Origin of the sequence: Vibrio celticus, assembly GCF_024347335.1 — a bacterium.
GTDB classification, from domain to species: domain Bacteria; phylum Pseudomonadota; class Gammaproteobacteria; order Enterobacterales; family Vibrionaceae; genus Vibrio; species Vibrio celticus.
Genome location: NZ_AP025463.1, coordinates 1,065,015 through 1,091,100 on the forward strand (window position 1 = coordinate 1,065,015; position 26,086 = coordinate 1,091,100).

Here is a 26,086-nt window from a genome sequence, read left to right on the forward strand (position 1 = left end):
ATTTCCTATTTTTTGAAAATATCGCTTTACCTAAAGTTAACTTGAGGTTTTATCATCATCCCCAATCTAAAAACACAATCTATCACCTTGTCACCTAGTGCAGATTTTGATGTTATCAAACAGACGTTACGAATCTTCAGTTATGAACTTTGAGCTCCGTAATTGAAGTCATGAGTGCATAAAGGTGAGAAAACTGAACAAGGATCAACAATGAAAGTATTAGCGATTGGCGCGACCAACAGTAAAGCATCGATTAACCAACAATTGGCAGCGTACACCGCAAGCTTAGTTGAGGGCGCACAAGTAGAGGTGCTCGATCTTAATGATTTCGAGATGCCCATTTACAGTGAAGACAGAGAAAAAGAGTCTGGCGTTCATCAACACGCGCAGCGCTTTTTTAGCAAGATTGGCGAAGCAGATGCTGTGGTCATCTCTTTTGCAGAGTACAACGGTTCATACACCGCAGCCTTTGAGAATGTGTTTGATTGGACATCACGAATCGACATGAAAGTGTACCAAGGCAAACCTGTTGTGATGCTCTCCACATCACCAGGCCCCGGTGGCGCAAGCTCTGTGTTGTCGTCTGCGGTACATTCTGCACCTTACTTTGATGCTGATGTGAAGGGGTCGATGTCGGTGCCAAGTTTCTACGACAACTTTAATGTAGAAACGGGTGAGATCATCAATGCCGAGATGGCCGAGAACTTGAAATCGATCATGAATCAGATTTAGAAATCGAATGACCTTCAATTAGACAAAGCAGCCATGTTCATGACTGCGTTTCGTTGAGCCCGCAGTCAAAGTTTAAGGACATTAATTAGTTAAAATGAGAATTGGTCGTTATTATAAAGTTAAAGTAAGCTTTAAATATTTATGATCTCAAGGATAGTGTCGTAATGAGAAACATCGTATACCTCACCATTGGTCAGCTGTCAGAGCGAAGCGGTGTCGCTCCTTCAGCGCTGCGCTTTTACGAAACCAAGGGGTTGATTGCTTCGATTCGTACTAACGGAAATCAGCGCCGTTATCAGTCGGCGATGTTGAGACGAATTGCGTTGATACAAGTCGCACAGTCGATAGGCTTCACGTTGGAAGAGATCACCGAAGAATTATCGACACTGCCGATGAACCATACCGCGACTAAGCGAGATTGGGAGCGCGTTGCTAAGAAGTGGCAGGGGCAACTCGACAGTAAAATGGCGCAAATTAAATCGCTACAAGAGAACTTAACAGGCTGTATCGGTTGCGGATGCTTGAGTATGCAAAAGTGCAACTTGCTAAATCCTGATGATATCTTGCATGACCAAGGGCAGGGCGCACAACGGATCGTTGACCAGACTAACTGAGTGTCCCAAAGGCATGGAGCAGCGAACTAAGTTTCAGGTTTTTGCTCAATGGGTTAAGCAACAGTTGTGACGAATAGCGTACCTAGACAAACACGAATTATAGGTCTAGTTTAGATGGTTCTTTCAATAAAAGAAGAGGTTAGTTATGTTCAGCCATGTTTTTCTCGGTACCGAAGATATTGAACGCGCGAAGGCTTTTTATGACCCAATCATGAAAGTGCTTGGTTATAGCGAAGGTTCTGTTGACCCTAAAGGGCGCTGTGTTTACGTTAGCCAAACGGGTGTGTTGGGCTTAACTCAGCCGATTGATGGTCAGCCTGCGACTCACGGCAACGGCATGACGGTGGGTTTTCTTGCGTCTTCTCCTGAAGTTGTAGATGACTGGCATCGAGTTGGCGTCGAAAATGGCGGTACCAGCATTGAAAACGGGCCCGGAGCGAGAGGTTCTGACGAGCGTCGCTTGTACATGGCTTATTTGCGAGATCCTGATGGAAACAAGATCTGTGCGACTCACTTTATGCCATAGTTCGCTTTATGTCATTGTTCATTTTATGCCACAGTGGCGTATACTTAGATCATATTGATGGTTCGGAGTTGGCTAAGTAGCGGCTCTGGACTTGTTAGCTTCCCGATGACTCAAAATTTTGCAAAGGACTGGCTAGATGAAACCGAACGAACTGTTTTATGAAAGTTTTGAGCGCTGCCGGATTGACCAAGAATTTCTCGAAACGTTTTTGGCGGATTTTTGCGAGCATAATCCAAGATTTTCAGAACGTTTTGAAAAGATAGGATTAGAGCAGCAAACCAAGATGCTTAAAGCCTCGATCATTCTTATCTATAACTCTGCTGGTCTACCAAGCGTGCGTAACTCAGTAAGGAAATTGGGTAAAAGGCATAAAGACCTAGGGCTGGATATTTCCGAGATTGAACTCAACGAGTGGTTCAATTCGTTACTCAATACAGTTAAAAAATACGACCCTCACTACGATGAAAGCGTTGAACAAGCTTGGACAGAAACTCTCGAGGCCGGCTTAACTATCATGAAGAAAGAGTGCGTAGTCTGAATCAAAATGTCTACAAAGTAAGCCACGAATCATATGTGGCTTACTTTAGTGTTATCCGTGACTAGATTAGAAGGTAAAGCCTGTTTGAATACCCAAAGCTGACTCCTTGGTATACCAACCACTTGAACCACCGAATTCATACCAATCAAATCCAGCTCGAGTTACAAACTTGGAGTTGCAGAATACTGGCTTTAGTGACTTGTATTTTGGTCGTTTAAAAGCGTATTTTGAACATGCAAACAAAGGCTGCAGAAAACGCTATTTTGCTTTCAACGTCGTGTTTCGTTCAATGAACTTCACTGGCACCATCAGCTTAACCAAGCTTGTGTCTTGCTCTTGAATCTGGCTAACGACAATTTTCACTGATTCACGTGCAAGGCGTCTGAAATCTTGCTTGAAGGTAGTGAGTTGGTAGTTCAACCATTGAGTCTGTGGGATATCATCAAAACCAATCACTTGAAGATCTTCTGGAATACGCAGGTTAAATTCTAAGCGCGCCACATCCATTACTGCCATCGCGAGGTTATCTGTCGCACAGAAAATCGCTTGAGGATGTGTGGGTTCTGAAAACAGAGTCCGAATGGTCTCTAGAGCATCAAGGTAGTCATAGTCAGCTTCAATAACACGAGCTTGCTTGCCTGTTAGATCTTCGAATTCTGAGCAAAAGCCCGATTCACGCTCGCCGTTGGTGTAGGTTGGCACGTTACCTGTCAGGTAAACCGCTGACTTTGTTCCTACGCTATGTAAATGCTGAGCGGCGACTTGGCCAGCGGCGTAGTTGTCACTTATTACATGGCTACTCTTAGTCCCCTCAACTACACGAGCATACTGAACAATGGGGATGTTGAACTCTTCACACTCTTCATAAAGCGACTTATTAAAGGTCGCCGAAGCAGCAATTACGCCATCAACTCGGTATTGGAAGATATTAGGAATCGAGTGGTTGTCGTTTCCATCAACTTGCCAAGGAATCAATACCGCAGAGTAACCCTGTTTTTGTAGCTCAGTAGAGATAAGCTGCAGAGTTTTCATGTGGATAGGGTAGTCGGCATCTGGGAAAACTAAGCCAATCAATTTGGATTCATTTGTCGTCAGACTGCGGGCAAAGGCATTGGGACGATAATTCAACGATTTTGCTGCATCGAACACTTTTTGCTTGGTCTTTTCAGACACTGAACTGCCCGGGACAAATACACGAGATACAGTTGATTGAGAAACGCCAGCAAGTTTAGCGACATCTTTAGATGTGACGGTTGGCTTTGACACCGTGGAGTGTTTTGGAGAGTTCATAGACCATACTTTTGAACCAAATTGATTGTGCATAGAGTAACATAATTAGGTACGTACTCAAAAATACAATATGCCATGACTGGATGAAAAATAAGGGTTGATAGAGAGTGTTGAATATTATTCTGGGTATGACCCAAAAAAGCTCTGCGTTAAGAGCAGAGCTTTGTTTAGAGAATTTATTAATCGACTAACTGGGTGTTAGAAGTAGTAACGAATACCTGCAGCGAATTGGTCGTCTCTGTTTTCGAATTTACCGCCAACGAACTGATCTTTACCTAGGTCGAATTGGTACTCAGTCCAAACTAGGAATTTGTTCTTCTGGAAGTGGTATTCAACACCAGGGATAAGCAAGTTACGCTCATAGCCATCTGTCTCGTCATCACGATCTTCCATGTAGTTGTAGTTCAACGTAGGGCGTAGGCCATTGTCGAAGTGGTAGTAAGTGTAGATTTCACCACCTAGGGTATCGAACATTACATCCGTACCGCCTTGGCTTACTGCTTCCCAGTTTTCGCCAACATGGAAAGTGGCACCTGCGTAGAAGCCACCGTTGCTGTAGTTCGCACCCAATAGCATGATGCGCATGTTGTCGCCATTTTCTACGCCAACCACACCTGAGTCTAGGTCTGCAATTTCATTTTGGTGGTAAGCTGCACCAAGTGTTACACCATCAACCGGTTTGTAAGTGATTGACGCGCCCATACCGTTTTTCAATGAAGCTGTCGCATTACTCGCTAGTGCCACTTCTTCACGTGTCGTTTGGTAAGTGAAGCCGTAGCTTACTTGGTCGTTGATCGAGTTACGGTAAGTAATGGAGTTTTCTGCTCGACCTGTACCAGATGCAATACCCCAGTCAGAAAGGTTGTAAACACCTGAGCCGCGAGTACCGAAGACACGACCTAAGTCGGTGTACCATGCTACGTCATAAAAAGTAGACCATTGCTTAGTACCTGCTGCGATCTTGCCGTATTTGTCGTGCTCTACGCCTGCGTATAGAAGTCGGTCGTAAATATTGTCGCCGTTAGCACCTGAGTTGTAACCCCATTCAGCATGGCCAAAGCCAGTCCAGCCGTTATCGAGTCCCATTTGACCTTTAAGGCCGAAACGAGAGCTACCGCTGTTCCACTCACCGTTGTGGTCGCCGCCCTTATCTTGGTAACGAACGTCGAAACGACCGTCTAAAGTAAGGCTATCGCCCGCGTCATTGGTAAAAGTGTGTGCAGCAAAAGCAGAGCCTGAGGTAAGTGCTGTCAGGATCACTGCTGAAAGAATCGACTTTTTCATTGTAATTCTCTTTATTCAGGCCATAGAAAGCCACCGTGCTTTCAAGCCCGTTATATTGGTAATGGTTTGGCAGGGTGTACCCCATCCATGAGGCACTAGTAGATTCAGTTATTAGTGGAGCAATAATGAATTGGTTGGAGCACTTACTGGGAGCGAGAAGGGTCCCCCAGTAAGCGTGGCAACCTAAATCAGATGTCTATTTAGGTTTCCACTATTTCGTTTCAATCTTTTGGATTAAAGCGCATTGATTACAGCGTTGGGTTCATGATGCTTGAAGTGCGTTCGAACACATCTAGACCTTGCTGCTGTAGCCAGTAAGGAAGGTCGATAAGAACCCAGTTCTCAGACAGCTTGTCACCGTCACGGTAGTAAACGTCAACTACTTGCATGTTTGCACGTACTTCACCGCCAGTCATACCTAGGAAGCCACCTGTTGGTGTGTTTGATAGGTTTGGCCAACCGAAGAAACATGAGAAGTTACCCTCAGCGAAACGACAAACGTGGCCGTTGAACTTCTTGTCTTTCAGGTTGTTACGGAAAGGAAGTTGGTGCTGTTGTTGGTAGCGAGGAATTGTGTAAGACGCGCCGATGCCACATGGACCGTACCAAATCATGTCTTTTGACCAGCTCTTCGCTAGTACTTCTGGTGGGCAACCCATCGCACCGCTGTCGTTAAGAGCAGACAGGTCATCAACCATTTTGTTTACTAGAGCAAGTGTCGCAACACCTTCTTCTGGAGCCGCGTCTTCGAATAGCAGACCATCGTGGTTACGTGGACCAGGGTATACGAAGTGCTTACCAGTTGATGGTGGAAGTGGGTAGCAACCCGCTTGATCCATCATGCCTAGTAGGTCTAGGAACAGGCCTGTCTTAGTGATTTTGCCATCAACAACACAGTTAAATTCTGCGTAGCGAACGTTCATGATCTTGCCAGTTGGGCGCATGCCTAGGTATTCGGCGTCGAATAGACCCATGAAGTGACCCATGCTCATTACCCAAATCTCATCTGGGTTAACTTCGTTGTTACCACCGATGAAGATGTCTTGACGACGCTGCATGCGAGTCATCGACTTCATCATTGGTGCCCAGAATACGTCAGCTGCTGCTTGTGCGCCTTCTTGCTCGCGGAATGGGTAAACACCGCGCCACAAGTAATCTTCAGAAGTGTGTGCTTTTAAAACTTCAGCAACGTTCTCGTGAGTTGCGTTTTCCATTGCATCGAAGTATTCACGAACAATGCGTTTCGCTTCTTGATATTTAGACATAATAATTTCTCTTTGTGTTGTCGAGTCAACATTCGGAACAGGACTCGATTTGATTTTGTTACCGGCTGACTTATCAGCCGGTTTTAAATTTTTCGTATTTGAACTTCAGCGTATGAGTATCGAATTAAGCTTTTGCTGCTTCAGCTTTTTTGCTCTTATCGAAGACGCCACCTTTAAGAGTTTCAGGCAGTGTTAGCCATAGTAAGCCGGCGATAATCCATACGATTGGTGAGCCCCACATTGCTGTTTGTAGGTCGGTACGCTCTTGGATGAAGATAAGAACCATTGGTGCCCACATGCCGATAATACGACCACCATGGAATAAAGCTGCACCATAGCTACGCAAGCGTGCTGGGAACAATTCAGAGAAGTAACCGCCCCATACTGCAGAAGCAGACAGGCCGAAGTTGTAGATAAGACCTAGAAGGGCCAGCATGTTTAGGCCGCCAATCATCATGTCGCCAGGTGCGACAAAGAAGATAGAAACCATGATACCTGCGAGGATGAAGCCGAACGCGTTGATCTTACGACCGTACTTATCTGCTGCCCATCCCCAGAACCAAGCACCGAAGAGTGAACCAAATGCTGAGATAGAGAAGATCAAACCGATGGTTGCACCATCAAACATACGAACATCTTTCAGGTAGGTAGTTACAAAGCCACCGAAGAATTGGAATCCGTAGAAGTTAAGACCAGAAAGAAGTAAACAAGTAATCGTAATTTTGCGGTAAGGCTTGCTTAACATCTCACCCCAAGAACCTTTTTTAGCTTCGGTTACTTCTCCAGCTGCATTGGTTGTGGTTTGTTGATCTTCTTCACCGTAGGCGATCACTGTTTTGTCGCTTGGTAATACAAAGATCATTAACGCTGCTGCTACAAGCGGTGGAATACCACCTACCCACATTAGGCTCTGCCAAGGTGCATCAACACTTGTAATGAAGGCTGCGTAAGCACCCATTGCCACTAAAGCAACAGAGAACATTGAAGAAGCAAAAGCAGTCAACTTACCGCGAACCGTTGGTGTAAATAGGCCAATCATCAAAGATACAGCTACAGTGAAGTAACCACCTAAAGACAGTCCAATGATGAAACGCATTGCAGCCCAAGTGGCGTAGTCGGTAAACATCATGTTGATGATGGTTGCACCACCGTTTAATGCCGTAATTGCTACTAGTGTGGACTTCTTGCCGAACTTGGTTGCGAACCATGCACAGCTCAGTGCACCAATCAGAGCACCAACAGACTGCCAAGTGTAGAACTGAGCGGTATCAGAAAGGCTAATACCAGCATATTCTTCCACAATGTATGGGCGTACGTAGTCAATAATTACAAAGTTATAACAATAAAAAAAGTAACCTACTAGAATTGCTAGATATGCGGCTACCCTTTGAATCATAGGAACTTCGCTCATGTGTTTTTTAATGGTCATGACCGATAAACCTTTATTTTATATAGGGTGGTTTTGGTTTTAATTATTGTGTGTTGATTATTTAGCTTCATCACACCGTCTTCATTTCGGGAGAGATAATAGAATTTTTGTGGTTATTAGATCCGTGATCAAAGTCAATTTTAAAATGAGTGCGTACCCATTTTGTGCATTTTAGTGATCTTGATCTCATTTAACTGGGTTTTTGTGCTTTGTGGGGCGCTTTGAGTGTTTAATCGTCTATCTTAGTGATAATAGTCACACTTATTGTGGGTTTTTGAGGGAAAATATCCATTTTTGAGTACTATTGGCGGCGAATGATTTGCGACATACAATAAACGGAATCTAAAAATGGTTACGTACTCAAGTTTTGTGGTTATTGCTCTTTATGTGCTAACTACTTTGTTTATCAGCTACTTAGTTAATAGGCGCTATAGCGTCGGTGGCGACTTTTCGACTGGTGGAAAACAGTTTGGTTGGTTTACGGCAGGTGTGTCGATTCTTGCAACCTACATCAGCGCAATGACGTTCGTTGGCATGCCGGGCTGGGTTTATAGCTCAGGTATGGAAGCGATGAGCGTACATTTGAACTATCCAATAGTGATCTTTTTCACTGTGCTTTTCTTTGTTCCGGTGTTTTACAAGCTCGGCCTAACCTCGATTTACGAATACCTAGAGCACCGCTTTGGCGTCGTTGCTCGCACGATCAATTCCATCGTGTTCATTGTGGTTCAGTGTATTTCGGCAGGGGTTATTCTGTATGCGGTAGCCTTGATCTTAGTGCAAGTGCTGCCAGTGAGTATCTCTGAGGCGATTATCTACATCAGCGTATTTACTGCGTTGTATACCTATGCGGGTGGTATCTCGACAGTAATCTGGACTGACATGCTTCAGTCAGCAGTGTTGATTATCGGCAGCATTGCGATCTTTGTTTTATTGCTGATGAAAATCGATGCGGGCGAGATGTTGTCTCCTGAACATTTGAATATCATCAATCTCGATTTTGACTTAGGCGTTGATACCACATTGTGGGCCGGCGTAGTGGCTGTGAGCTTCTTGCATCTGAGTGTGTATGGCACTAACCAACTGATTATTCAAAGAACATTGGCGACTAAGTGCGTTAAGACAGCGCAAAAGTCGATGTTGCTTTGTGGCTACGGTGCATTCTTTGTTTATCTGTTCTTTGCTGTGATGGGGGTGCTGTTAAGTGTCTTTTATCAAGACAGCAGTTTTGAAAACAGCAACGAAGTGATTCTCGATTTTGTGTTTAACCATACCAACCCAATCATTGTTGGTTTGGTGATCTCAGCACTTTCGGCTGCGGCAATGTCGACATTGGATTCCACCTATAACTCAATGGCGACGGTCGCAACGTTCGATTTCTATAAGCGCTTCTTCCGTAAGCAAGCCTCTGACGCGCACTATGAATCGGTTGCTAGAAAAATGAGCCTGGTTGCTGCAGCGTCGGTTGTTGTGCCTGCGTTACTGGCTGTTTCTAATGAATCTGTACTTAAAACGATTGCGAGCCTAACCTCCATTTTTGTCGGTATTCGCCTTGGCTCTTTCATCTTGGGTTTGTTTTTCAAACAAGCAAACGAGAAAGGGGTAATTGCGGGCAGTATTGGCAGTGTGGCTGTCGTATTCATCGCCAAATACAGCGGAATAGCTTGGCCTTGGTTTGCCTTGATTGGCACCGTGGTTTTCTTAGTGTTAGGTGTTGTTGTGAGCCGCTTCTGGGGAGAGGTAACCGAGCAACAAAATGAATTTATAGCCAAGCAAAAGCATTTGTTTGCAAAGCCTACCGCGAGTCATTACGGCTTGTTGGTGTTCGCTGTTGTGACGATTGCTGCTTGTACTGTTATCCCTGATTGGCTTTATGCCGCTCTTTCTTAATTGACCGATTTTTTACTGGTATATCTATGTTATCGATCTTTGATATCTACAAAATTGGTGTTGGGCCATCGAGCTCTCACACCAACGGCCCAATGATTGCGGGTTTCCATTTCACACAATTAATCGCTGATAAAATCGCTGAAGTGACGCGTGTTCAGGTGGATTTATACGGTTCTTTGTCATTGACTGGCATAGGTCACCACACCGACAGAGCTACAATATTGGGGCTACTCGGCAATAAGCCAGACACCATCAAAATCACCAGCGCAAACCAAGCAATGCGTCATGCTGTAGACAGTGGTGAGATGGATTTTGCGGGCACAAAGCACATTGCCTTCAACTACGAAACCGACATGTTGTTCCACAAAGACAATCTGCCTTTGCATGAAAATGGCATGATGATTACTGCATTCGACCAGAGTGGCAACGTGATTGTCGATGAAACTTATTATTCGATTGGCGGCGGTTTTATCGCAACTGCTGATGAACTGCAAAATGGTACTCAAACCCAAGCGGTAGAAGTCCCTTTTCCGTTCAAAAATGCCGATGAAATGCTTCAACATGCTGACAATAGTGGGATGAGCCTCGGTGGCATGATTCTAAAAAATGAAGCGGAGTTCGAAGGCGCTGACATTATTTCAGAGAAAGCGGATCAAATCTGGCGAGTGATGAGTCGTTGTATGGAACGCGGCTTTGAAACCGAAGGCATTCTTGATGGTGGTTTGAACGTGACTCGTCGTGCGCCTAATTTGCTTAAGAAGCTCGAAGCAAATGCGGCGGTTGAAAACGACCCAATGGAAATCATGGATTGGATTAACTTGTTTGCGTTTGCGGTTAGCGAAGAAAATGCGGCTGGTGGCCAAGTTGTCACATCTCCAACCAATGGTGCAGCGGGCGTTATTCCTGCTGTGTTGATGTACTACCATCGCTTCATTAAAGAGTTGGATACAAAGCAGTTAAAAGATTTCTTAGCGGTATCAGGCGCGATTGGTATTCTGTACAAAACCAACGCTTCAATCTCTGGTGCGGAAGTTGGGTGCCAAGGTGAAGTAGGGGTGTCGTCTTCTATGGCAGCGGCTGGATTAACGGCACTTCGTGGTGGCAGTAATGAGCAGATCTGCATTGCGGCGGAAATCGCGATGGAACACTCGTTGGGTATGACCTGTGACCCAATTGGCGGCTTGGTTCAAGTACCGTGTATCGAGCGAAATGCGATGGGCGCGATGAAAGCCATCAACGCATCACGCATGGCTTTGAAGCGCAACAGTAAGTCTTTGATCTCGTTAGATAAGGTCATTGCGACCATGTATCAAACGGGTAAAGACATGAACAAGAAGTATCGTGAAACATCACTCGGTGGTTTAGCCTTGATCCATCTGGCTCATCCTTGTGAATAGCTAAGCCAGTTAACCCAGTAAATAATAACGTTAAGCCCAGAGCTTTAGACTTGAGAAATCTATCGCGGCTGGGCTTTTTGTTTGATGTGTTTGATGTGTTTTAGGGAGAGACAGTTAGCTAATCTGAAAGCGGTAATCGATAGCTGTTTTTCAACTCTTTTACTGAGATGTTCGACTGAATCGCGCTCACACCTTTGACTCTTCTGATCGAGCTAATACGCTCAAAGTACTCTTCTAAATCTTTCGCCAACACTTGCACCATGTAATCGGCGCCGCCTGCAATGCAGTGACACATAGGAATCCAATCGGTTACCGCGACAAACTCTTCGAACGGTTCTGTGTTTTCTACTTCATGATTGCCTAGTGTTACAAGGGTAAAACCAGCCACATGAAAGCCTAATTTCTTGCGATTCAGCTTAGCGGCGTAACCATCGATATAGCCTGTTTCTTCCATGCGTTTCCAACGACGCCAGCATGGGGTTTCGCTGAGGTTGACCTTCTCTGCGAGCTTGCTGTTGCTCATGCGTCCGTCTTGCTGGATATGCTCTAAGATGGCGATATCTGTGTCATCTAACACTTCTTTGGTGGATTCTTTCTGTTTCATGGTTATTTTAGAAAAGTCTTGCTCAAATTTGGATTAATATTAGCCTATATAGCAATTTAATTCCTAGTCGAATCTGTAAACTCTCCCCCTATAAATACTTTACTTATTAGGAGTGAGAGGAAATGAGCTCTCAATTAATGCTGGCGTTCTTGCTATTTTCAACATCAATTGCAATTACCCCTGGGGCAGGCAATATCGCATTACTTGGGATTTCAAGTCGTTATGGATTTGCTGCGACTTTACCTTTTATCTCTGGGAACGCTGTTGGCATCATCATCGTATTGGCGGGTTCTAGTGTCGGTTTGGTGAGCCTATTTACCCTTTACCCGGAGCTATACAATATTTTGAAATACGCGGGTGCGGCTTATTTGCTGTTCATGGCGTGGTCGATTGCGAACATGCAAATCGAAGAGAGCACGACCGACAATCGTTCAGGTTTTATGTCTGGTGTGTTGGTGCAGGTGTTAAACCCTAAAGGTTGGATAGCGTCATTAACCGTGTTTTCACAGTTCATTACTCCGAACGCAGATTACTTGATTCAAGTAGTGACCATTATCGCGGGTATGGTGATTACTGGTGTACCGTGCATGTTGGTGTGGGCGTATTGCGGCACCATGCTTAAAAAGTTGCTGCAATCACCAAAACAGATGATGTTTGTGAACCGTTGCTTGGGCGGAAGCTTAGCGATGGTGGTTGCCTTTATGCTTTATCAACCGGCGTAAATCACAAAGAAAAAAACCACTCCTAAATCCATAGGAGTGGCGTCTAAATGTCGACTAAGTCGTTAACAGTAAAGAATTAAGTTAACAAATATTTAAGGAACTTGAGTTAAAAGCTTTAAGCTTTTAAGTATAAAGGTTAAGCAGTTTCAGCCTCTTTAACTGGAGCTGAGTTACGGATTAGGTGGTCAAATGCACCTAAGCTTGCTTTCGCACCTTCACCCATCGCAATGATGATCTGTTTGTAAGGTACGGTTGTTACGTCACCCGCTGCGAATACACCTTTCATTGATGTTGCGCCATGAGCGTTAATTTCAATTTCACCGCGTGGTGACAGCTCAACTTTCGAACCCTTCAACCATTCGCTGTTTGGCATCAGGCCGATTTGAACAAAGATACCCGCGAGTTCTATCTGTTTAAGTTCATCGGTGTTGCGGTCTTTGTATTCCAGACCGGTTACACGGTTGCCATCACCAATCACTTGCGTTGTTTGAGCCATCTTGATGATTTCGATGTTTGGTGTTGCGTTTGCTTTGTCGATAAGCACTTGGTCGGCACGCAGTGTGTCTGCAAATTCAAGTACGGTTACGTGTTCAACAATACCCGCTAAATCAATTGCCGCTTCAATACCTGAGTTACCACCACCGATAACCGCTGTTTTCTTACCTTTGAACAATGGACCGTCACAGTGTGGGCAGTAAGCGACGCCTTTATTGCGGTACTCTTGCTCACCCGGAACGTTCATTTCACGCCAGCGAGCACCGGTACTTGTGATAACCGTGCGAGCTCGTAGTGTTGCGCCGCTCTCTAGCTCAACGTGGATGTAGCCGTCTTCTGTGTCTTCTGCTGCAATGATGTTTGCAGCGCGCTGCTCAGTCATCACTTCAACACCGTACTCTTTTACGTGCTCTTCAAGGCTTGCCACTAATTTAGGGCCAGTTGTCGCTTTCACTGAGATAAAGTTCTCAATCGCCATGGTGTCCATCACTTGGCCGCCGAATCGGTCAGCAACCACACCTGTGCGAATGCCTTTACGTGCAGCATAAATTGCCGCTGAAGAACCTGCAGGGCCGCCGCCTACAACCAATACATCAAAGGGTGCTTGTTGGTTTAGGTTTGCTGCTTTCTTTTCCGCTGCGCCTGAATCAACCTTGTTGAGGATCTCTGCCAGTGACATACGGCCTTGACCAAATAGCTCACCATTAACGAACACACTTGGTACTGCCATGATGTCGCGAGACTTCACTTCATCTTGGAATGCTGCGCCATCAATCATTGTTGTCTTAACCAGAGGGTTAATCGCCGACATCATGTTGAATGCCTGAACCACTTCTGGACAGTTTTGGCATGAGAGTGAGATGAAAATCTCTACATTAAGCTCTTGGTCGAGCTCTTTAATTTGCTCGATTACGTCCGCTTCAAGCTTGATAGGGTGACCACCGCTATGAAGCAGTGCTAGAACCAGTGACGTGAACTCGTGACCCATTGGTAAACCGGCGAAACCAATCGCAGTACCTTTTTCTTGGTTCACTACCTGCATGATAGGGCTGCGCGTGCTTGCGCTATCATCACGAGTTACTTCAATCTTGTCGGTTAAAGACGCGATGTCATTCGCCAGATCTTGAAGTTTGTTCGCGGTGTCGCTGCCATCCAGGCTAAGGACTAACTGAACATTGGTTTTTAGGTTTTCTAGGTATGCTTTTAGCTGCTGCTTCATTGCTTGATCTAACATAATCGTGCCTGCTCTTAAATTCTGTGTCTTGGTATTGACCAATACCTTCTTGCTGAAAAAGGAAAATAAAAAGGGGGCGCAAGTCGGCAAATATTGTGGTGTTGATGTTTTGAAAGGGTGGCGCGCGACTGCCCTTTAGGAGGGGGGCCGAAGCGCGCCTGTAGAACCGTTTAGCTATTCTTGTTAGGTAGGCTTAGATTAAATCTTGCCTACTAGGTCTAGAGATGGAGCTAGAGTCTCTTCGCCTTCTTTCCATTTAGCTGGGCAAACTTCACCTGGGTTAGCGGCTACGTATTGTGCTGCTTTAACCTTGCGTAGTAGGTCTTCTGCGTCACGGCCGATGCCTTCAGCTGTGATTTCCATTGCTTGGATAACGCCTTCAGGGTCGATTAGGAACGTTGCACGGTTTGCAAGGCCTTGACCTTCACGCATAACGTTGAAGTTATTTGTGATGTTGCCCGTTTGGTCACCTACCATGAAGTATTCGATAGTGCCGATTTTGTCAGAAGTATCGTGCCATGCTTTGTGAGAGAAGTGAGTGTCAGTTGATACTGAGTAAACTTCTACGCCGCGAGATTGAAGCTCTGCGTATTTGTCTTGCAGGTCAACTAGCTCAGTTGGACATACAAATGTGAAGTCTGCTGGGTAGAAGAAGAATACAGCCCACTTGCCTTTAACGTCTTGCTCAGTGATTTCTACGAATTCGCCGTTTTTGAATGCTGTTGCGTTGAATGGTTTGATTTCTGTGTTGATCATGATTTGACCCTCTTTCTAATTTGTAGTGTTTAACGCTATCCCGCGTCGATGTAGATATATTGCATTGCCACCGAAAATTAGTGAAATCGGACATTTCTATAGATTCAATAGGCGAATCCTATCTTTGATAGAAGAAAGCTATCAACAAAAACGATTAACAAAAGCCATCAAATATCAACACCTCCCAATTTGAGTAGCTATGCTCTTTAGGTTGTTCTCTCTATTGGGCTTATCTCTATTGGTGTGCGTATCTATGTATCTATGTATCTATGTAGGTAGGGGGAGGTATGGCTTCTTTACGTGAGTTGAGTTGTTATACCAAACTGTGAATAACAAAATATTATCATTAATATAAATTATGATAATTTCAGTTAATCATCGTATCTCCATATACTCTCTTCATCGAAACGAAACATCGAAGCTAGACTTCGAAAAGCACAGAATTTAAAACGAATTTGGAGCAAGTTATGAAAATGAATCACGTAGGCATCATGGTTGGCGACATGGACAAAGCAGTCGAGTTTTACACGAAAGCGCTAGGTCTAAGAATCGTAATGAATAACACTAAAGTGATGGAAGAGCGCGAATCAGCAATCGGCCGCATGTGTATCGCTGTGTTCGGTGAAGGCTTCAAAGGTTTCAACATTGCACACCTAGTAACATCTGATGGTATCGGTGTTGAGCTGTTCGAAATGAAAGAGCGCCAAGAGCGTCACGAAGTTGATTTCTCTCGTCTAGGTATCTTCCATTTCTGCCTACAGCTTCCAAAAGAGCAGTTTCATTCAGCGATTAAACGTGTTGAAGAGTTTGGCGGTAAGGTTCGTATGGACATCATGCGTTACCACCCAGAAGACGAACTAAAACAAGCACAAATGGTTTACCTAGAAGACCCGTTTGGCAACCTGTTCGAGTTCTACTCGCACTCATACGAAGATACGTACGCGACTGATTACGAGTAATCGCGTTACTACCTTCCATAAGGTAGAAAAACCGAAACACCCCCTAAAGAGGATTGGTAGAGATACCAATCCTTTTTTGCGTTTGTAGGGCCTAATACCAATTAAAGTAAAAATGTGATCTAATTGAGATTGATGAATTATTGTGAAATTTAGCCATGGATAGCCTTAATAACACTGACTTCAAAAAGCTTGCGAGCCAGCAAAAAACCATTCAGATGAAGATGCGTTTACTTGCGCTCGCACACTTTAAAGACGGCCTCTCTCGTACACAAATTGCAAAATCTCTCAAAGTCAGTCGAACCAGTGTCAATAAATGGGTTCGGATTTTTTTTGAAGAAGGCCTAGAAGGACTTCAAGAAAAACCTCGGACTGGTAGGCCTGCATACCTCACCGATGAGCAGCGGGCTCAACTCAGTGCCTTCATAAAAAAAGAAGCTGAATCACCTTCTGGTGGCCGCCTTGTTGGAAGCGATATACATGACTACATCGTTAAACACTTTGACAAGCACTACCACCCTAATTCCATCTATTATCTCCTCGACCACATGGGTTTTTCTTGGATAACTTCTCGTTCCAAACACCCTAAACAATCACAGCAAATACAGGACGATTTTAAAAAAATTCCAAATCGAAACGATCCTTAAGATCCCCGGGCATATTGGGCTAGAGAGTGTTGATGTCTGGTTTCAAGACGAAGCTAGGTTTGGTCAGCAGAACACAACAACACGTCTTTGGGCTACTCGTGGAACGAGACCACGCGTAGTAAAACAGCAGCAATTTGAATACGCTTATTTGTTTGGCTCAGTGTGCCCATCGAGAGGGATTGGTGAGGCAATGGTCGTCCCTTGGGTTAACAAAGACATCATGATAAACCATCTAGAGCAGATATCTAAAGTCACAGAAAAAGACCGTCATTCAGTGGTAATAATGGATGGCGCAGGATGGCATACCGATGATATTGCTAACCCATTTGATAATGTCAGTATTATCAAATTGCCGCCATACTCACCAGAGCTTAACCCTATAGAGCAAGTGTGGAGTTGGTTAAGGCAACACTATTTAGCAAACCAAAACTTCATTGATTATAACGATATTGTTTCGAAGGTCTGTAGCGCTTGGAATGGATTTCTTGAGTGCAAAGATCGCGTCACAAAAATGTGTACAAGAGATTGGATTGACCTGATCAGTTAATTTTCCGGATTGGTATAATTTAGGAATATCGGGAAAACCCATCGGCTGCACTAAAACAAACCGACAATGTTGCTCTTTAGTGCAGCATTCCCTTGGTAAAAAACTTAAATGATTGATAAATATAATGTTAAACCATTGGCATATATGTTGCTCTATTACCTTTATGTGAATTGTATACAATAAAAAATACATTAAGGAAATCACATGGAACAGAACAGTGAATTGATCTACGGATTGGATGACCGACCATCAGTTAAAGCAGCCAGTTACGCGGCACTGCAGCATGTATTAGCCAGTTTTGTTGGCATTATCACCCCCACGCTTATTATCGGTGGCGTTTTAGGTTTGGGTGACCACATTCCTTATTTGATGAGCATGGCATTAATGGTGTCTGGGGTAGGTACCTTTATCCAAGCCAGAAAAATAGGGCCAGTTGGTGCAGGGATGATTTGTGTCCAAGGAACCAGCTTTGCATTCTTAGGATCTGTATTAGGTGCGGGCTTCCTTGTTAAAGCGAATGGCGGTGGTCCGGATGAAATGCTGGCGACCATTTTTGGTGTTTGCTTCTTCGGTGCGTTTGTCGAAATTGTTCTATCGCGTTTTATCGAAAAGCTGAAAGTGGTGATCACGCCCGTTGTGACCGGAATCGTTATCACCACGATTGGTATCTCTTTGATTAAAGTTGGCGTCACAGATATTGCTGGTGGCGTTGGCGCCGAAGATTTTGGTTCTGGAAGCAATCTGATGTTGGGTGCCATCGTCCTCGGAACCATAGTCGCGCTTAACCTGAGTAACAATAATATAGTTAGGCTGTCGTCGATTTTAGTTGGGTTGGTAGTTGGCTGGGGCGTTGCCATTTTGATGGGTAAAGCGTCTATGGTTTCTTTTGCTTCTCAACCGCTATTGAGTATTCCTGTCCCATTTAAATATGGCTTCGCTTTTGATTGGCAAGCCTTCCTGCCTATCGCTTTTATTTACTTGATTACTGTTATAGAAACTACGGGTGACCTTACCGCCAACAGCATGTTCTCAGGGCAGCCGGTTAAAGGGCCTAAATACCTCAATCGACTCAAGGCTGGCGTGCTGGGTGACGGCGTGAACTCACTTATCGCTGCGGTATTCAATACTTTTCCGAACACGACTTTCAGCCAGAACAACGGTGTGATCCATTTTACGGGGATCGCGAGTCGCTACATCGGCTACTTCATTGCCGCGATTCTTTTTCTGTTAGGGTTATTTCCCATCTTAGGTGCGGTATTAATGACGATTCCAAAGCCAGTATTGGGCGGGGCGACATTGGTGATGTTCGGTACGGTTGCTGCTGCGGGCATTAAAATCATCGCCAATGAAAAACTGGATCGCCGCAGAATCATGACGATAGCTATCTCACTAGGCTTAGGGCTTGGTGTCATGCTGGTACCAGATTTATTGAAAGAAGCACCCAAGCTAGTGCAAAGCATATTTGGCTCACCTGTAACCATGTCTGGTATTGCCGCGCTTGTGATTACCGGGTTGATGTCTTTGGTGCCTGGAACAAAAGCCAAGCCGATTTCGAACGTCGTACATACCAGTAAAGCGTAACGGGCTTCTTCGTGCTGAACTAAGGATGTTTAACTAGAGCCACATGACATATGTGGCTCTCAACTTTAACTTATTGTGTGACGTGTTGGCATCTCACTTAATTTTATGAATAACATAAAATTATCATTAATATAAATTATGATAATTTCAGTTAATCGTCGTATCTCCATATACTCTCTCCATCGAAACGAAACACCGAAGCGAGTCTTCGAAAAATACAGAATTAAAGAGAATTTGGAGAAAGTTATGAAAATGAATCACGTAGGCATCATGGTTGGCGACATGGACAAAGCAGTCGAGTTTTACACGAAAGCTTTAGGTCTAAGAGTCGTAATGAACAACACCAAAGTGATGGAAGAGCGCGAATCAGCAATCGGCCGAATGTGTATCGCTGTGTTCGGTGAAGGCTTCAAAGGTTTCAGCATTGCTCACCTAGTAACATCTGATGGCATCGGTGTTGAGCTGTTCGAAATGAAAGAGCGCCAAGAGCGTCACGAAGTTGATTTCTCTCGCTTAGGTATCTTCCACTTCTGTCTGCAGCTTCCAAAAGAGCAGTTTCATTCAGCGATTAAGCGTGTTGAAGAGTTTGGCGGTAAGGTTCGTATGGACATCATGCGTTACCACCCAGAAGACGAACTAAAACAAGCACAAATGGTTTACCTAGAAGACCCGTTTGGTAACCTGTTCGAATTCTACTCGCACACATACGAAGACACGTACGCGACTGATTACGAGTAATCGCGTTACCTACTTGTCATAAGGTAGAAAACCGAAACACCCCCTAAAGAGGATTGGTAGCGATACCAATCCTTTTTGTGTTTGTGTGCTTTTAAGTGCTCCATTATGTGGTGGTTAATAAATCAACAGCTTAAGGCATTGTTAAATTTGACGTTTTGAAGATAAAACCTTTCATGAATATGACTGAAGCGAGTGTGCTTCATGAAAATATTGCGGAATCACATTGGTGATAGCCCTCGCTGAGAACTCACAATACTCAGCTTAATACTGCTGAACCGCACTACAATGAAAATAGATAAACATTACATGAAGAAGATCTACTCAAATAGCATGAAAAAACTAAACCTTATCTTTGCCGCTTTTCTTATTACTTTGCTTGCCGGATGCTCGTCACATGCGGCCGTCGATACTTCAAAAACAAAGGGCTATGCCAATTCACATGCGCTTGTGGGAGTGGCTTCTTGGTATGGCGATAAATTCCACGGAAAACTGACAGCAAGTGGTGAAACGTATAATAAAAACGCCTATACAGCCGCTCATAAAACCTTGCCATTTGGGACTATCGTGAGGGTGACCAATACAGCTAATAACAAGTCAGTCGATGTGAAAATTAACGATCGAGGTCCTTACGTTAAAGGCCGAGTGATTGACCTTTCCCACAAAGCATTTTCTCAAATTGGTGACGTCAAGAAAGGCGTAGTAAAAGTCAAAATTGAGATTATTGATGACAGCAACACCTTTCGATACAAGCACTAGAATCCCCTCCTAACCTCCCCTTGGTGTACATCTCCGATCCCTTACTGTAGTGGGGAAGGGGAGAAACAGAATCGCGATATCGGTGAATGAATAGCTCATTTACGCTTACTCAATAAGGCTGCGTTGTAGCCTTTTTTAGTCTTCTTCTAATCAAATTTTAATAAGATTATCTCATTTCTAGTATGCGGGTTGATGATGTTATGTGGTCAATAAATCAGTGTCTTAGCTTTCTTATCATTAGGGTTCATTGAAATTCATTGTGAAATAATGAAAAGCTAACCTAATCCAAGTTGAGCTTCGGTGTGATTAACAGTGAAAGCCTAAGGGCAATTACATTTAGTTACTTACTGAAGTAAATCTGAAATATTGGTGACACGGTTCTGAAATTTTTGGTGTTTAGCTTATGGAGTTCTATATCGAATTCAAATAAGGAAGTACCCGTGAAGCTAACCCCTGTCGTTGCAGCCGTAATTATGTCTTTCAGTTCAGCAAGTTTTGCTTTTAGCTTGCAACAATCTGCCAATGAAAACAGTGAAGATCTCGTATGGACAGGGCATCTAAGCCCAGACAGCGACACGGTAGTGTCTGCGATGCTCGCGGCTCATATCTATGGCGGTACAGCGACAGTTCCAGAGCCGATTAATCCAGAATCCACCTTCATCTTGAACTACTGTAATGCAGAATCGCCACGCGTAGAGACAGATTACTCCTCATACCGAGTGGGGCTGGTGGATTTCAACCAAGTCACTCAGCTAGCGCCAACCATTGACCAATCATCTATTGTTGCGGTGGTTGATCATCACGCAATTGGTGGCTCACCGATTAACACACCACAAATTGTCGAAATGGATATTCGAGGTTGGGGATCTGCTGCAACTATTCTGGCTGACAACGCTGAAAAGTTGGATGTGACCCTACCTAAGCACCTTGCTTGTGTCGGCTTAGGCGCGATTCTCTCTGATACTGTGGTATTCCAATCATCGACCACGACTGAGCATGATCGTGAATACGCAGAGAAACTTGCAAAAGTTGCAGGCATTTCAGATATCGAAGATTTCGGTCAACAGATGCTGATTGCTAAGTCGGATCTCAGCCACCTTTCTTCTGAAACCATTCTGACGCTGGATTACAAAAACTTTAAATACGGTGGCAAACAGGTGGGTATCGGTGTCGCTGAAACGCTAACGGCTCAACAACTGATTGATCGTAAAGGCGATCTTTTAGCAGCAATGAAGACTTACAAAGAAGAGAACGGGCTAGACCATCTGTTCTTCTCCATCACAGACACTAAGAACAAAGAAGCAAACTTACTGTGGGTAGATGAAAGCGACTATCAAGTCATCAAGTCGGCTTTCAACGCTGAACCAACAAGCGACATGCTGATTTTGGAAGGCGTAACCTCACGTAAGCGCCAGATTGGCCCTGCAGTTCAAAAGGCAATTGAGAGTTTGTAGAGAGTAAGAGCCGTTACTTTATAAATAAGTAGTGAAGGGATTGGTAGAGATACCAATCCCTTCACTCATTTTTAAGTTTATTCATTAAAGCTTAGAATTCATCGTATGACTTTGCTCTCATTTATAACAATTCGATTTTTATACCGTGATATCAAATTTAAATAGAAATGTATGTTTAACGAACTAAAACTTTCTTATATTTAATGGAATGATCCACTTCATTCACGTTAGTAATCGGCTAAATATAAATAATAACAAACATGCAAACTTAGTATTAAAAGAAATTAAATTATAACTTTTGGTTATATGCCCCATTACTTTACTGAGCGAGATGTCGGTACGTAGAATAAATATGGAACCAACATCAAATAAATGGAGTGTAGTGTGAGGCCTGTTCAATTTATGGCTTGTTGCAAAAAACCTCGATACCACCGAATTAGACGCGGAAGATTGGGGCGCTTATACCAAAAGTCCAGATACAAATGTGTCTATTGTAGAACCAACTTTTCAATAGCTAGATGGCGTCACCTTTTTATTACGCCATCACGTGACCAATACTAACGGTAACCATAAATATTTTATTCAATAAGCCACACGGTGTTACTTACAAAGAAAGACACGAAATCGGTGTTTTTCAAGGTAGTTGTCATCATTTGCTTACTTATTAAGCAGCTTCTCTTTCTGGATTTAGGTGAACGTCACCAACAGGCGCACAGTTCCTGATATCACCAGACCACCGCTCAGGCTTTCGCTGTTTTGCAGCGAGCAATACCTCTACACGACGCTTCAAGATCTCTTTATCTTTTCCATTGTGACGCTCTGAAGGCGTGACGTAATTTAGCTGACTGTGCTTGTGCTCGGTGTTGTACCAGCGTACGAAGGCTTCAACCCAACTTCGGCTACTATCGATTGTTTCAAAGCCCTTTGTTGGCCAGCTTGGCATGTACTTTACCGTGCGGAACAATGACTCAACATACGGGTTATCATCACTGACTCTTGGGCGACTATACGATGAAGTAATACCTAACTCTTCCATTTTGGCTTTGAACGTCAACGACTTCATCGGCGCACCATTATCGGAGTGAAGAACCAGCGCTTGATTGAAGCACTGCTCTCGCATCAACGTTCGTTGCAGAAGTTGTGACGCCAGCTCACCGCATTCATGCTCATACACTTCATAACCAACAATTTTTCGACTGTAGATGTCCTCAATGACATACAGGTAATAATGTTGGCCTCGAACTTTTGAAGGTAAGTAAGTGATATCCCACGTATAGACTTGGTTCGAGTCCGTCGCTGTGTAACTGGTTGGCTTCGCTTGCTTCTGTCTGCTCCGCTGACGACCTCGTTTGTGAAGTTGCCCTGCGTACTCAACACTCGGTAGTAGCTCGACTCAGAGGCGATATACTCACCTCTATCAAGCAGTGTCGGGACGATTTGAGTTGGAGGCAAGCTTGCGAACTCAGAGCGGTTACACACCTCGATTATCGCATCACGCTCTTCCTGCGACAGCTTGTTAGCAGGCTCAGGTCTGAGGCATATTGGCCTTTTGTCAGCTTGAACTTCACCTTGCTGATACCAGCGACGATACGTTCTCAAGTCGATTTGAACTTCATGGCAAGCTGGCTCTAAACGACATCCGCATTGCTTCGCTTCAAGGATAAGAGTCACTATGGTCTGCCTTTCATCGGTTGAGGTTAGTCGTCCTCTGGCTCTTCCCGTAAAAGGCTCTCAGCTTTTTTCTTAGTACCAAGAGAGCGGCCGTTTCAGCGAGTGCTTTTTCTTTGAGTCGTAAATCTTTCTTCAACTCTTTGATTTCAAGTTTGTCAGCTTTAGCCTGCTTCTTTGCTTCAGCTTCCTGCTCTTTACTCGACTTAAACCCTTGCATACAATCGCTGCGCCAGCTTTGATTTGCTCTGGAAAAGACCTTTTCACGACAATATTGGCTGAGTTCACTTTCTGTCATTGAGTAGGTTTCAGCGACGATGGCGAGTTTAGTTTGAGCAGACCACTGCTCTGATGAAGTGTTGCTATTTGGCACTGCGGCTCCTGAACGTCTGAGTTGCTTGCGCCAATGATACAGGGTCGCAGTGCTAATTCCTTCCTCTTCCGACACTTCTTTAACTGACATTGAATATGGAGGCAACAGCTTCTTCAATATAGCTTCTTTTCTTTCTACTGAGATACGAGACACAATTACTCTTTATCGCCCAAACTGGTTAAATTTTAACAGTGACAACTACCCTGCCAGATAGGGAAATTGTCAAAAATGAAAACTGTTACTTTCGTTTTGTGAAGATTACTTTTGATCAATGCATTTTATTTTTTCACGCGAGATTTATTTTTTCAAAAGGTGATGGAGAAACCTCCCCTTAATCCGCATCTTCGATCCATTATGATTCGTGGAAAGGGGAGGAACTGAATACCGATGGCGGCATGTGCATTTACACGTTCAGCGCCAAAGAAGATTCTCCCCCTCGGTCGTCAATCTAGAGGGGTTGATGAAATCAACTTAAGGGGGAGTTAGAGGGTGTTTCAAAATCGACGAACACACGGCAGCCTATCAGCTATTGAAAAGTATTGTGATTGCGCCTGATATGAATGGAGCGCACATGCATTCTAATTGAAAGATTTAGTGCTCTAAAACTCACAACGTATAAGCGTTATTCGATTCCAACCACTCTTTTACCGCTCGGTTAAAAGTGACCAACTTCTGCGGTGTTACTCTTCTTTGAGCATAGATAAGGCTTAGCTTTTGGGCTTTTATCGACCATTCTGGGAACACGTGAATAAGCTCACCTTGTTTGAGCAGCTCTTCGACTTGATAGAACGGCAAACTGGCGACACCTATCCCTTGCATCGCCAACTCTAAAATTGAACTGTAGGTATTCGAGCTAACGCTTCCAGTTACTTCAACATGGTAGGTTTGCTCACCATTGATCAACTCCAGCTGATTCCAACGTTCATTTTGACTGTTAAGAATGAAGCTGCATTTATGGATGTCTTTGGTGGTGGCGAGTGGGTAAGTTGATGCGTAATCCGCACTGCAAACGAGAACATTGCGGATGTGCCCGAGATCGTTGGCAATCACATCATTAGGGAGTTCATCGTAGGCTCGGAAAGCAATGTCAAAGTCGCCAGACTCTATCTTCTTTTTCATCGGCCCAAAGTCGAGAATCAAATCCACTTTTGGGTACTCTTGCTTGAAAGTAGGGATGATATGACGACAAAGCGCACGCCCAAACTCTATCGGCGCGGTAATTTTCAAATCGCCTGCCACTTCCTGCGTCATGTCTAAGACACGCATTTCCGCTTCGATTGCTAATAGTTGAATTTGCTTCGCTTTCGAATACAACTCTTCACCCACTTCCGTGAGGCTGATGGAACGAGTCGTTCTGTGAAACAGCTTAGAATTCAATGTTTCTTCGAGTCGTTGTACATGCCGAGACACTAAACCTTTCGACACATCCAATACTTCAGCGGCCTTGGTGAAGCTTTGCTCTTCGGCGACAGTCAAGAAGGTCTGCATATAAATCAAATTCATCATTAGCGCCATTTAGTAAACAGTGAAGTCATTTTGTACTGTTTTTCTCACTCCTTCAAGAAACTAAGATTCAAAACGTAAACAGAAAGGAGAAGAACAATGAACAAATTACTACTTATTACCGCTGCAATGGCTGCCTCTATGAATGTTTCAGCTGCCTCTGTTGTAGAAAGCAACCCAACACTGGTTGGAGACTCATTCGGCTTTGTTGAAGGCCCAACATGGGATGTGGAACATCAACGTTTCTTGTTTAGCGACATTCCAAATAACACAACCTATTCTTACGATCTTAACGGCAAGTTGAGCGTGTTTGATGACAATTCTGGTTATGCTAATGGTCTCGATATTGATGCCAAAGGCAACCTGTGGGCTGCCCGCCATGATAGAAAGTTGTCGTACCGTGAAGGCAACGGAGAGAAAGTGATTGTCGCTGCAACGTATAACGGCAAGCTGCTTAATAGCCCTAACGATTTAACTGTTAACAGTGATGGCAGTGTGTGGTTTACCGATCCTCCGTTTGGTATTCAAGGTTACGGCCCAGCAAAGGCAGAACCAGAGCAACCGGTTAATGGCGTTTATCGTTATTTAGATGGTGATCTAAAGTTGATCACTGGAGAGTTCAAGCTACCAAACGGCATCGCATTTTCTTCTGATGAATCTTCGTTATACGTTGCCGACACATCTGATGGCTGGGTATACCGATTTGATGTTGATGGACAGTCACTCAGCAATAAGACGCAATTTGCCCAGGTGAAGGCGGAGTCTGGTTCTGAACCTATGGTTGATGGCGTCGCTGTTGATGTCGATGACAACCTATTTGCTGCAGCGCACGGTGGCGTGGGGGTGTTCGATAAAGACGGTAAGCAGATAGACTTCATTGCTATTGATGCGGGCCATATCAGCAACCTAGAAATTGGCGGGAAACAGCAAGACTTACTGATGGTAACGGCATACAACAAAGTGTTGGTGTTCAAGCTTAAGTAACACCTTATACAAACGAAAATAAAAAGGGACGGGTAGAAATACCGGTCCCTTTTCTCATTTGAATATGTCTAAAGTGGGTTAGCTCAATGCGCAGTAATGATGC

General features: G+C 44.2%; 22 protein-coding genes and 1 pseudogene. 14 read left to right on the forward strand and 9 right to left on the reverse strand.

Features of this window, described 5'->3' with window-relative positions:
* Positions 1 to 210: 210 nt before the first annotated feature.
* From OCV19_RS05060 to OCV19_RS05075, 4 genes are all read left to right on the forward strand, one after another.
* A complete protein-coding gene (locus tag OCV19_RS05060; RefSeq protein WP_065676474.1) occupies positions 211 to 732 on the forward strand; it encodes an NADPH-dependent FMN reductase in 522 nt (173 codons plus the stop codon).
* 164 nt (positions 733 to 896) lie between these two features.
* Positions 897 to 1,346: a redox-sensitive transcriptional activator SoxR gene (soxR, locus tag OCV19_RS05065; protein WP_065676473.1), complete on the forward strand. Its 450-nt coding sequence runs from the start codon at positions 897 to 899 to the stop codon at positions 1,344 to 1,346.
* 145 nt (positions 1,347 to 1,491) lie between these two features.
* The gene (locus OCV19_RS05070; protein ID WP_065676472.1) at positions 1,492 to 1,872 is read left to right on the forward strand and encodes a VOC family protein; all 381 of its coding nucleotides are present in this window, start codon (positions 1,492 to 1,494) and stop codon (positions 1,870 to 1,872) included.
* 136 nt (positions 1,873 to 2,008) lie between these two features.
* The gene (locus tag OCV19_RS05075) at positions 2,009 to 2,410 is read left to right on the forward strand and encodes a globin family protein (RefSeq protein WP_065676471.1); all 402 of its coding nucleotides are present in this window, start codon (positions 2,009 to 2,011) and stop codon (positions 2,408 to 2,410) included.
* Positions 2,411 to 2,668: 258 nt separating this feature from the next.
* Here the strand turns inward: OCV19_RS05075 and OCV19_RS05080 are convergent, their stop codons facing one another.
* The 4 genes from OCV19_RS05080 to OCV19_RS05095 all read right to left on the reverse strand — a co-directional run bounded on the left by OCV19_RS05080 (position 2,669) and on the right by OCV19_RS05095 (position 7,678).
* Positions 2,669 to 3,700 carry a LacI family DNA-binding transcriptional regulator gene (locus OCV19_RS05080; protein WP_065676470.1) on the reverse strand — a complete coding sequence of 344 codons (1,032 nt, stop codon included), beginning with the start codon at positions 3,698 to 3,700 and terminating at the stop codon, positions 2,669 to 2,671.
* 198 nt (positions 3,701 to 3,898) lie between these two features.
* Entirely contained in the window at positions 3,899 to 4,984 is a 1,086-nt protein-coding gene (locus OCV19_RS05085; protein WP_061039339.1) for a porin, read from the reverse strand.
* Between the two features lie 248 nt (positions 4,985 to 5,232).
* Complete coding sequence (locus tag OCV19_RS05090; RefSeq protein ID WP_017065254.1) at positions 5,233 to 6,249, reverse strand: nuclear transport factor 2 family protein; 1,017 nt, start codon at positions 6,247 to 6,249, stop codon at positions 5,233 to 5,235.
* Positions 6,250 to 6,373: 124 nt separating this feature from the next.
* Positions 6,374 to 7,678 carry an MFS transporter gene (locus OCV19_RS05095; RefSeq protein ID WP_017104144.1) on the reverse strand — a complete coding sequence of 435 codons (1,305 nt, stop codon included), beginning with the start codon at positions 7,676 to 7,678 and terminating at the stop codon, positions 6,374 to 6,376.
* A 348-nt stretch (positions 7,679 to 8,026) separates the two neighbouring features.
* On the opposite strand from OCV19_RS05095, the gene OCV19_RS05100 reads away from it, so the two are divergent.
* Positions 8,027 to 9,568 carry a sodium:solute symporter family transporter gene (locus OCV19_RS05100; RefSeq protein ID WP_050712186.1) on the forward strand — a complete coding sequence of 514 codons (1,542 nt, stop codon included), beginning with the start codon at positions 8,027 to 8,029 and terminating at the stop codon, positions 9,566 to 9,568.
* Between the two features lie 26 nt (positions 9,569 to 9,594).
* The gene (locus OCV19_RS05105) at positions 9,595 to 10,965 is read left to right on the forward strand and encodes an L-serine ammonia-lyase (RefSeq protein WP_065676469.1); all 1,371 of its coding nucleotides are present in this window, start codon (positions 9,595 to 9,597) and stop codon (positions 10,963 to 10,965) included.
* Positions 10,966 to 11,083: 118 nt separating this feature from the next.
* Here OCV19_RS05105 and OCV19_RS05110 read toward each other — a convergent pair whose 3' ends face one another.
* The gene (locus tag OCV19_RS05110; RefSeq protein WP_017065258.1) at positions 11,084 to 11,569 is read right to left on the reverse strand and encodes an Lrp/AsnC family transcriptional regulator; all 486 of its coding nucleotides are present in this window, start codon (positions 11,567 to 11,569) and stop codon (positions 11,084 to 11,086) included.
* Between the two features lie 122 nt (positions 11,570 to 11,691).
* On the opposite strand from OCV19_RS05110, the gene OCV19_RS05115 reads away from it, so the two are divergent.
* Positions 11,692 to 12,291 (forward strand): LysE family translocator, encoded by a 600-nt coding sequence (locus OCV19_RS05115; RefSeq protein ID WP_016798109.1) that lies wholly within the window; start codon positions 11,692 to 11,694, stop codon positions 12,289 to 12,291.
* A 136-nt stretch (positions 12,292 to 12,427) separates the two neighbouring features.
* On the opposite strand, the gene ahpF is transcribed toward OCV19_RS05115, so the two are convergent.
* Positions 12,428 to 14,020, reverse strand: a complete 1,593-nt coding sequence (gene ahpF, locus OCV19_RS05120; RefSeq protein WP_061039342.1) for an alkyl hydroperoxide reductase subunit F — start codon at positions 14,018 to 14,020, stop codon at positions 12,428 to 12,430.
* 198 nt (positions 14,021 to 14,218) lie between these two features.
* Positions 14,219 to 14,776, reverse strand: a complete 558-nt coding sequence (ahpC, locus tag OCV19_RS05125) for an alkyl hydroperoxide reductase subunit C (protein WP_065676468.1) — start codon at positions 14,774 to 14,776, stop codon at positions 14,219 to 14,221.
* Between the two features lie 467 nt (positions 14,777 to 15,243).
* On the opposite strand from ahpC, the gene OCV19_RS05130 reads away from it, so the two are divergent.
* From OCV19_RS05130 to OCV19_RS05155, 6 genes are all read left to right on the forward strand, one after another.
* Positions 15,244 to 15,735 carry a VOC family protein gene (locus OCV19_RS05130; protein WP_050622072.1) on the forward strand — a complete coding sequence of 164 codons (492 nt, stop codon included), beginning with the start codon at positions 15,244 to 15,246 and terminating at the stop codon, positions 15,733 to 15,735.
* Between the two features lie 155 nt (positions 15,736 to 15,890).
* Positions 15,891 to 16,926 (forward strand): IS630 family transposase gene (locus OCV19_RS05135; RefSeq protein WP_102394396.1). Its coding sequence is split into 2 segments (ribosomal slippage): positions 15,891 to 16,349 and positions 16,351 to 16,926, totalling 1,035 coding nucleotides; the frame shifts between segments, so codons are not numbered across the junction.
* A 204-nt stretch (positions 16,927 to 17,130) separates the two neighbouring features.
* Positions 17,131 to 18,507, forward strand: a complete 1,377-nt coding sequence (locus OCV19_RS05140) for a uracil-xanthine permease family protein (RefSeq protein WP_065676467.1) — start codon at positions 17,131 to 17,133, stop codon at positions 18,505 to 18,507.
* A gap of 246 nt (positions 18,508 to 18,753) precedes the next feature.
* The gene (locus OCV19_RS05145) at positions 18,754 to 19,245 is read left to right on the forward strand and encodes a VOC family protein (protein ID WP_065676466.1); all 492 of its coding nucleotides are present in this window, start codon (positions 18,754 to 18,756) and stop codon (positions 19,243 to 19,245) included.
* Positions 19,246 to 19,575: 330 nt separating this feature from the next.
* Entirely contained in the window at positions 19,576 to 20,001 is a 426-nt protein-coding gene (locus OCV19_RS05150) for a septal ring lytic transglycosylase RlpA family protein (RefSeq protein WP_017068116.1), read from the forward strand.
* A gap of 440 nt (positions 20,002 to 20,441) precedes the next feature.
* Positions 20,442 to 21,455, forward strand: a complete 1,014-nt coding sequence (locus OCV19_RS05155; RefSeq protein WP_065676465.1) for a manganese-dependent inorganic pyrophosphatase — start codon at positions 20,442 to 20,444, stop codon at positions 21,453 to 21,455.
* Between the two features lie 664 nt (positions 21,456 to 22,119).
* On the opposite strand, the pseudogene OCV19_RS05160 reads toward OCV19_RS05155, so the two are convergent.
* Together OCV19_RS05160 and OCV19_RS05165 are read right to left on the reverse strand one after the other, a co-directional pair.
* Positions 22,120 to 23,649: pseudogene (locus OCV19_RS05160) on the reverse strand (IS3 family transposase).
* 453 nt (positions 23,650 to 24,102) lie between these two features.
* Positions 24,103 to 24,999 carry a LysR family transcriptional regulator gene (locus OCV19_RS05165; protein WP_065675645.1) on the reverse strand — a complete coding sequence of 299 codons (897 nt, stop codon included), beginning with the start codon at positions 24,997 to 24,999 and terminating at the stop codon, positions 24,103 to 24,105.
* Between the two features lie 99 nt (positions 25,000 to 25,098).
* Between OCV19_RS05165 and OCV19_RS05170 the strand changes: the two genes are divergently transcribed.
* Positions 25,099 to 25,983: an SMP-30/gluconolactonase/LRE family protein gene (locus tag OCV19_RS05170; protein ID WP_065675646.1), complete on the forward strand. Its 885-nt coding sequence runs from the start codon at positions 25,099 to 25,101 to the stop codon at positions 25,981 to 25,983.
* Positions 25,984 to 26,086 lie beyond the last annotated feature (103 nt).

Coding starts and splice junctions, on each gene's coding strand:
- OCV19_RS05060 (WP_065676474.1), top strand. CDS start 211: ATGAAAGTATTAGCGATTGGCGCGACCAACAGTAAAGCATCGATTAAC.
- soxR (WP_065676473.1), top strand. CDS start 897: ATGAGAAACATCGTATACCTCACCATTGGTCAGCTGTCAGAGCGAAGC.
- OCV19_RS05070 (WP_065676472.1), top strand. CDS start 1,492: ATGTTCAGCCATGTTTTTCTCGGTACCGAAGATATTGAACGCGCGAAG.
- OCV19_RS05075 (WP_065676471.1), top strand. CDS start 2,009: ATGAAACCGAACGAACTGTTTTATGAAAGTTTTGAGCGCTGCCGGATT.
- OCV19_RS05080 (WP_065676470.1), bottom strand. CDS start 3,700: ATGAACTCTCCAAAACACTCCACGGTGTCAAAGCCAACCGTCACATCT.
- OCV19_RS05085 (WP_061039339.1), bottom strand. CDS start 4,984: ATGAAAAAGTCGATTCTTTCAGCAGTGATCCTGACAGCACTTACCTCA.
- OCV19_RS05090 (WP_017065254.1), bottom strand. CDS start 6,249: ATGTCTAAATATCAAGAAGCGAAACGCATTGTTCGTGAATACTTCGAT.
- OCV19_RS05095 (WP_017104144.1), bottom strand. CDS start 7,678: ATGACCATTAAAAAACACATGAGCGAAGTTCCTATGATTCAAAGGGTA.
- OCV19_RS05100 (WP_050712186.1), top strand. CDS start 8,027: ATGGTTACGTACTCAAGTTTTGTGGTTATTGCTCTTTATGTGCTAACT.
- OCV19_RS05105 (WP_065676469.1), top strand. CDS start 9,595: ATGTTATCGATCTTTGATATCTACAAAATTGGTGTTGGGCCATCGAGC.
- OCV19_RS05110 (WP_017065258.1), bottom strand. CDS start 11,569: ATGAAACAGAAAGAATCCACCAAAGAAGTGTTAGATGACACAGATATC.
- OCV19_RS05115 (WP_016798109.1), top strand. CDS start 11,692: ATGAGCTCTCAATTAATGCTGGCGTTCTTGCTATTTTCAACATCAATT.
- ahpF (WP_061039342.1), bottom strand. CDS start 14,020: ATGTTAGATCAAGCAATGAAGCAGCAGCTAAAAGCATACCTAGAAAAC.
- ahpC (WP_065676468.1), bottom strand. CDS start 14,776: ATGATCAACACAGAAATCAAACCATTCAACGCAACAGCATTCAAAAAC.
- OCV19_RS05130 (WP_050622072.1), top strand. CDS start 15,244: ATGAAAATGAATCACGTAGGCATCATGGTTGGCGACATGGACAAAGCA.
- OCV19_RS05140 (WP_065676467.1), top strand. CDS start 17,131: ATGGAACAGAACAGTGAATTGATCTACGGATTGGATGACCGACCATCA.
- OCV19_RS05145 (WP_065676466.1), top strand. CDS start 18,754: ATGAAAATGAATCACGTAGGCATCATGGTTGGCGACATGGACAAAGCA.
- OCV19_RS05150 (WP_017068116.1), top strand. CDS start 19,576: ATGAAAAAACTAAACCTTATCTTTGCCGCTTTTCTTATTACTTTGCTT.
- OCV19_RS05165 (WP_065675645.1), bottom strand. CDS start 24,999: ATGAATTTGATTTATATGCAGACCTTCTTGACTGTCGCCGAAGAGCAA.
- OCV19_RS05170 (WP_065675646.1), top strand. CDS start 25,099: ATGAACAAATTACTACTTATTACCGCTGCAATGGCTGCCTCTATGAAT.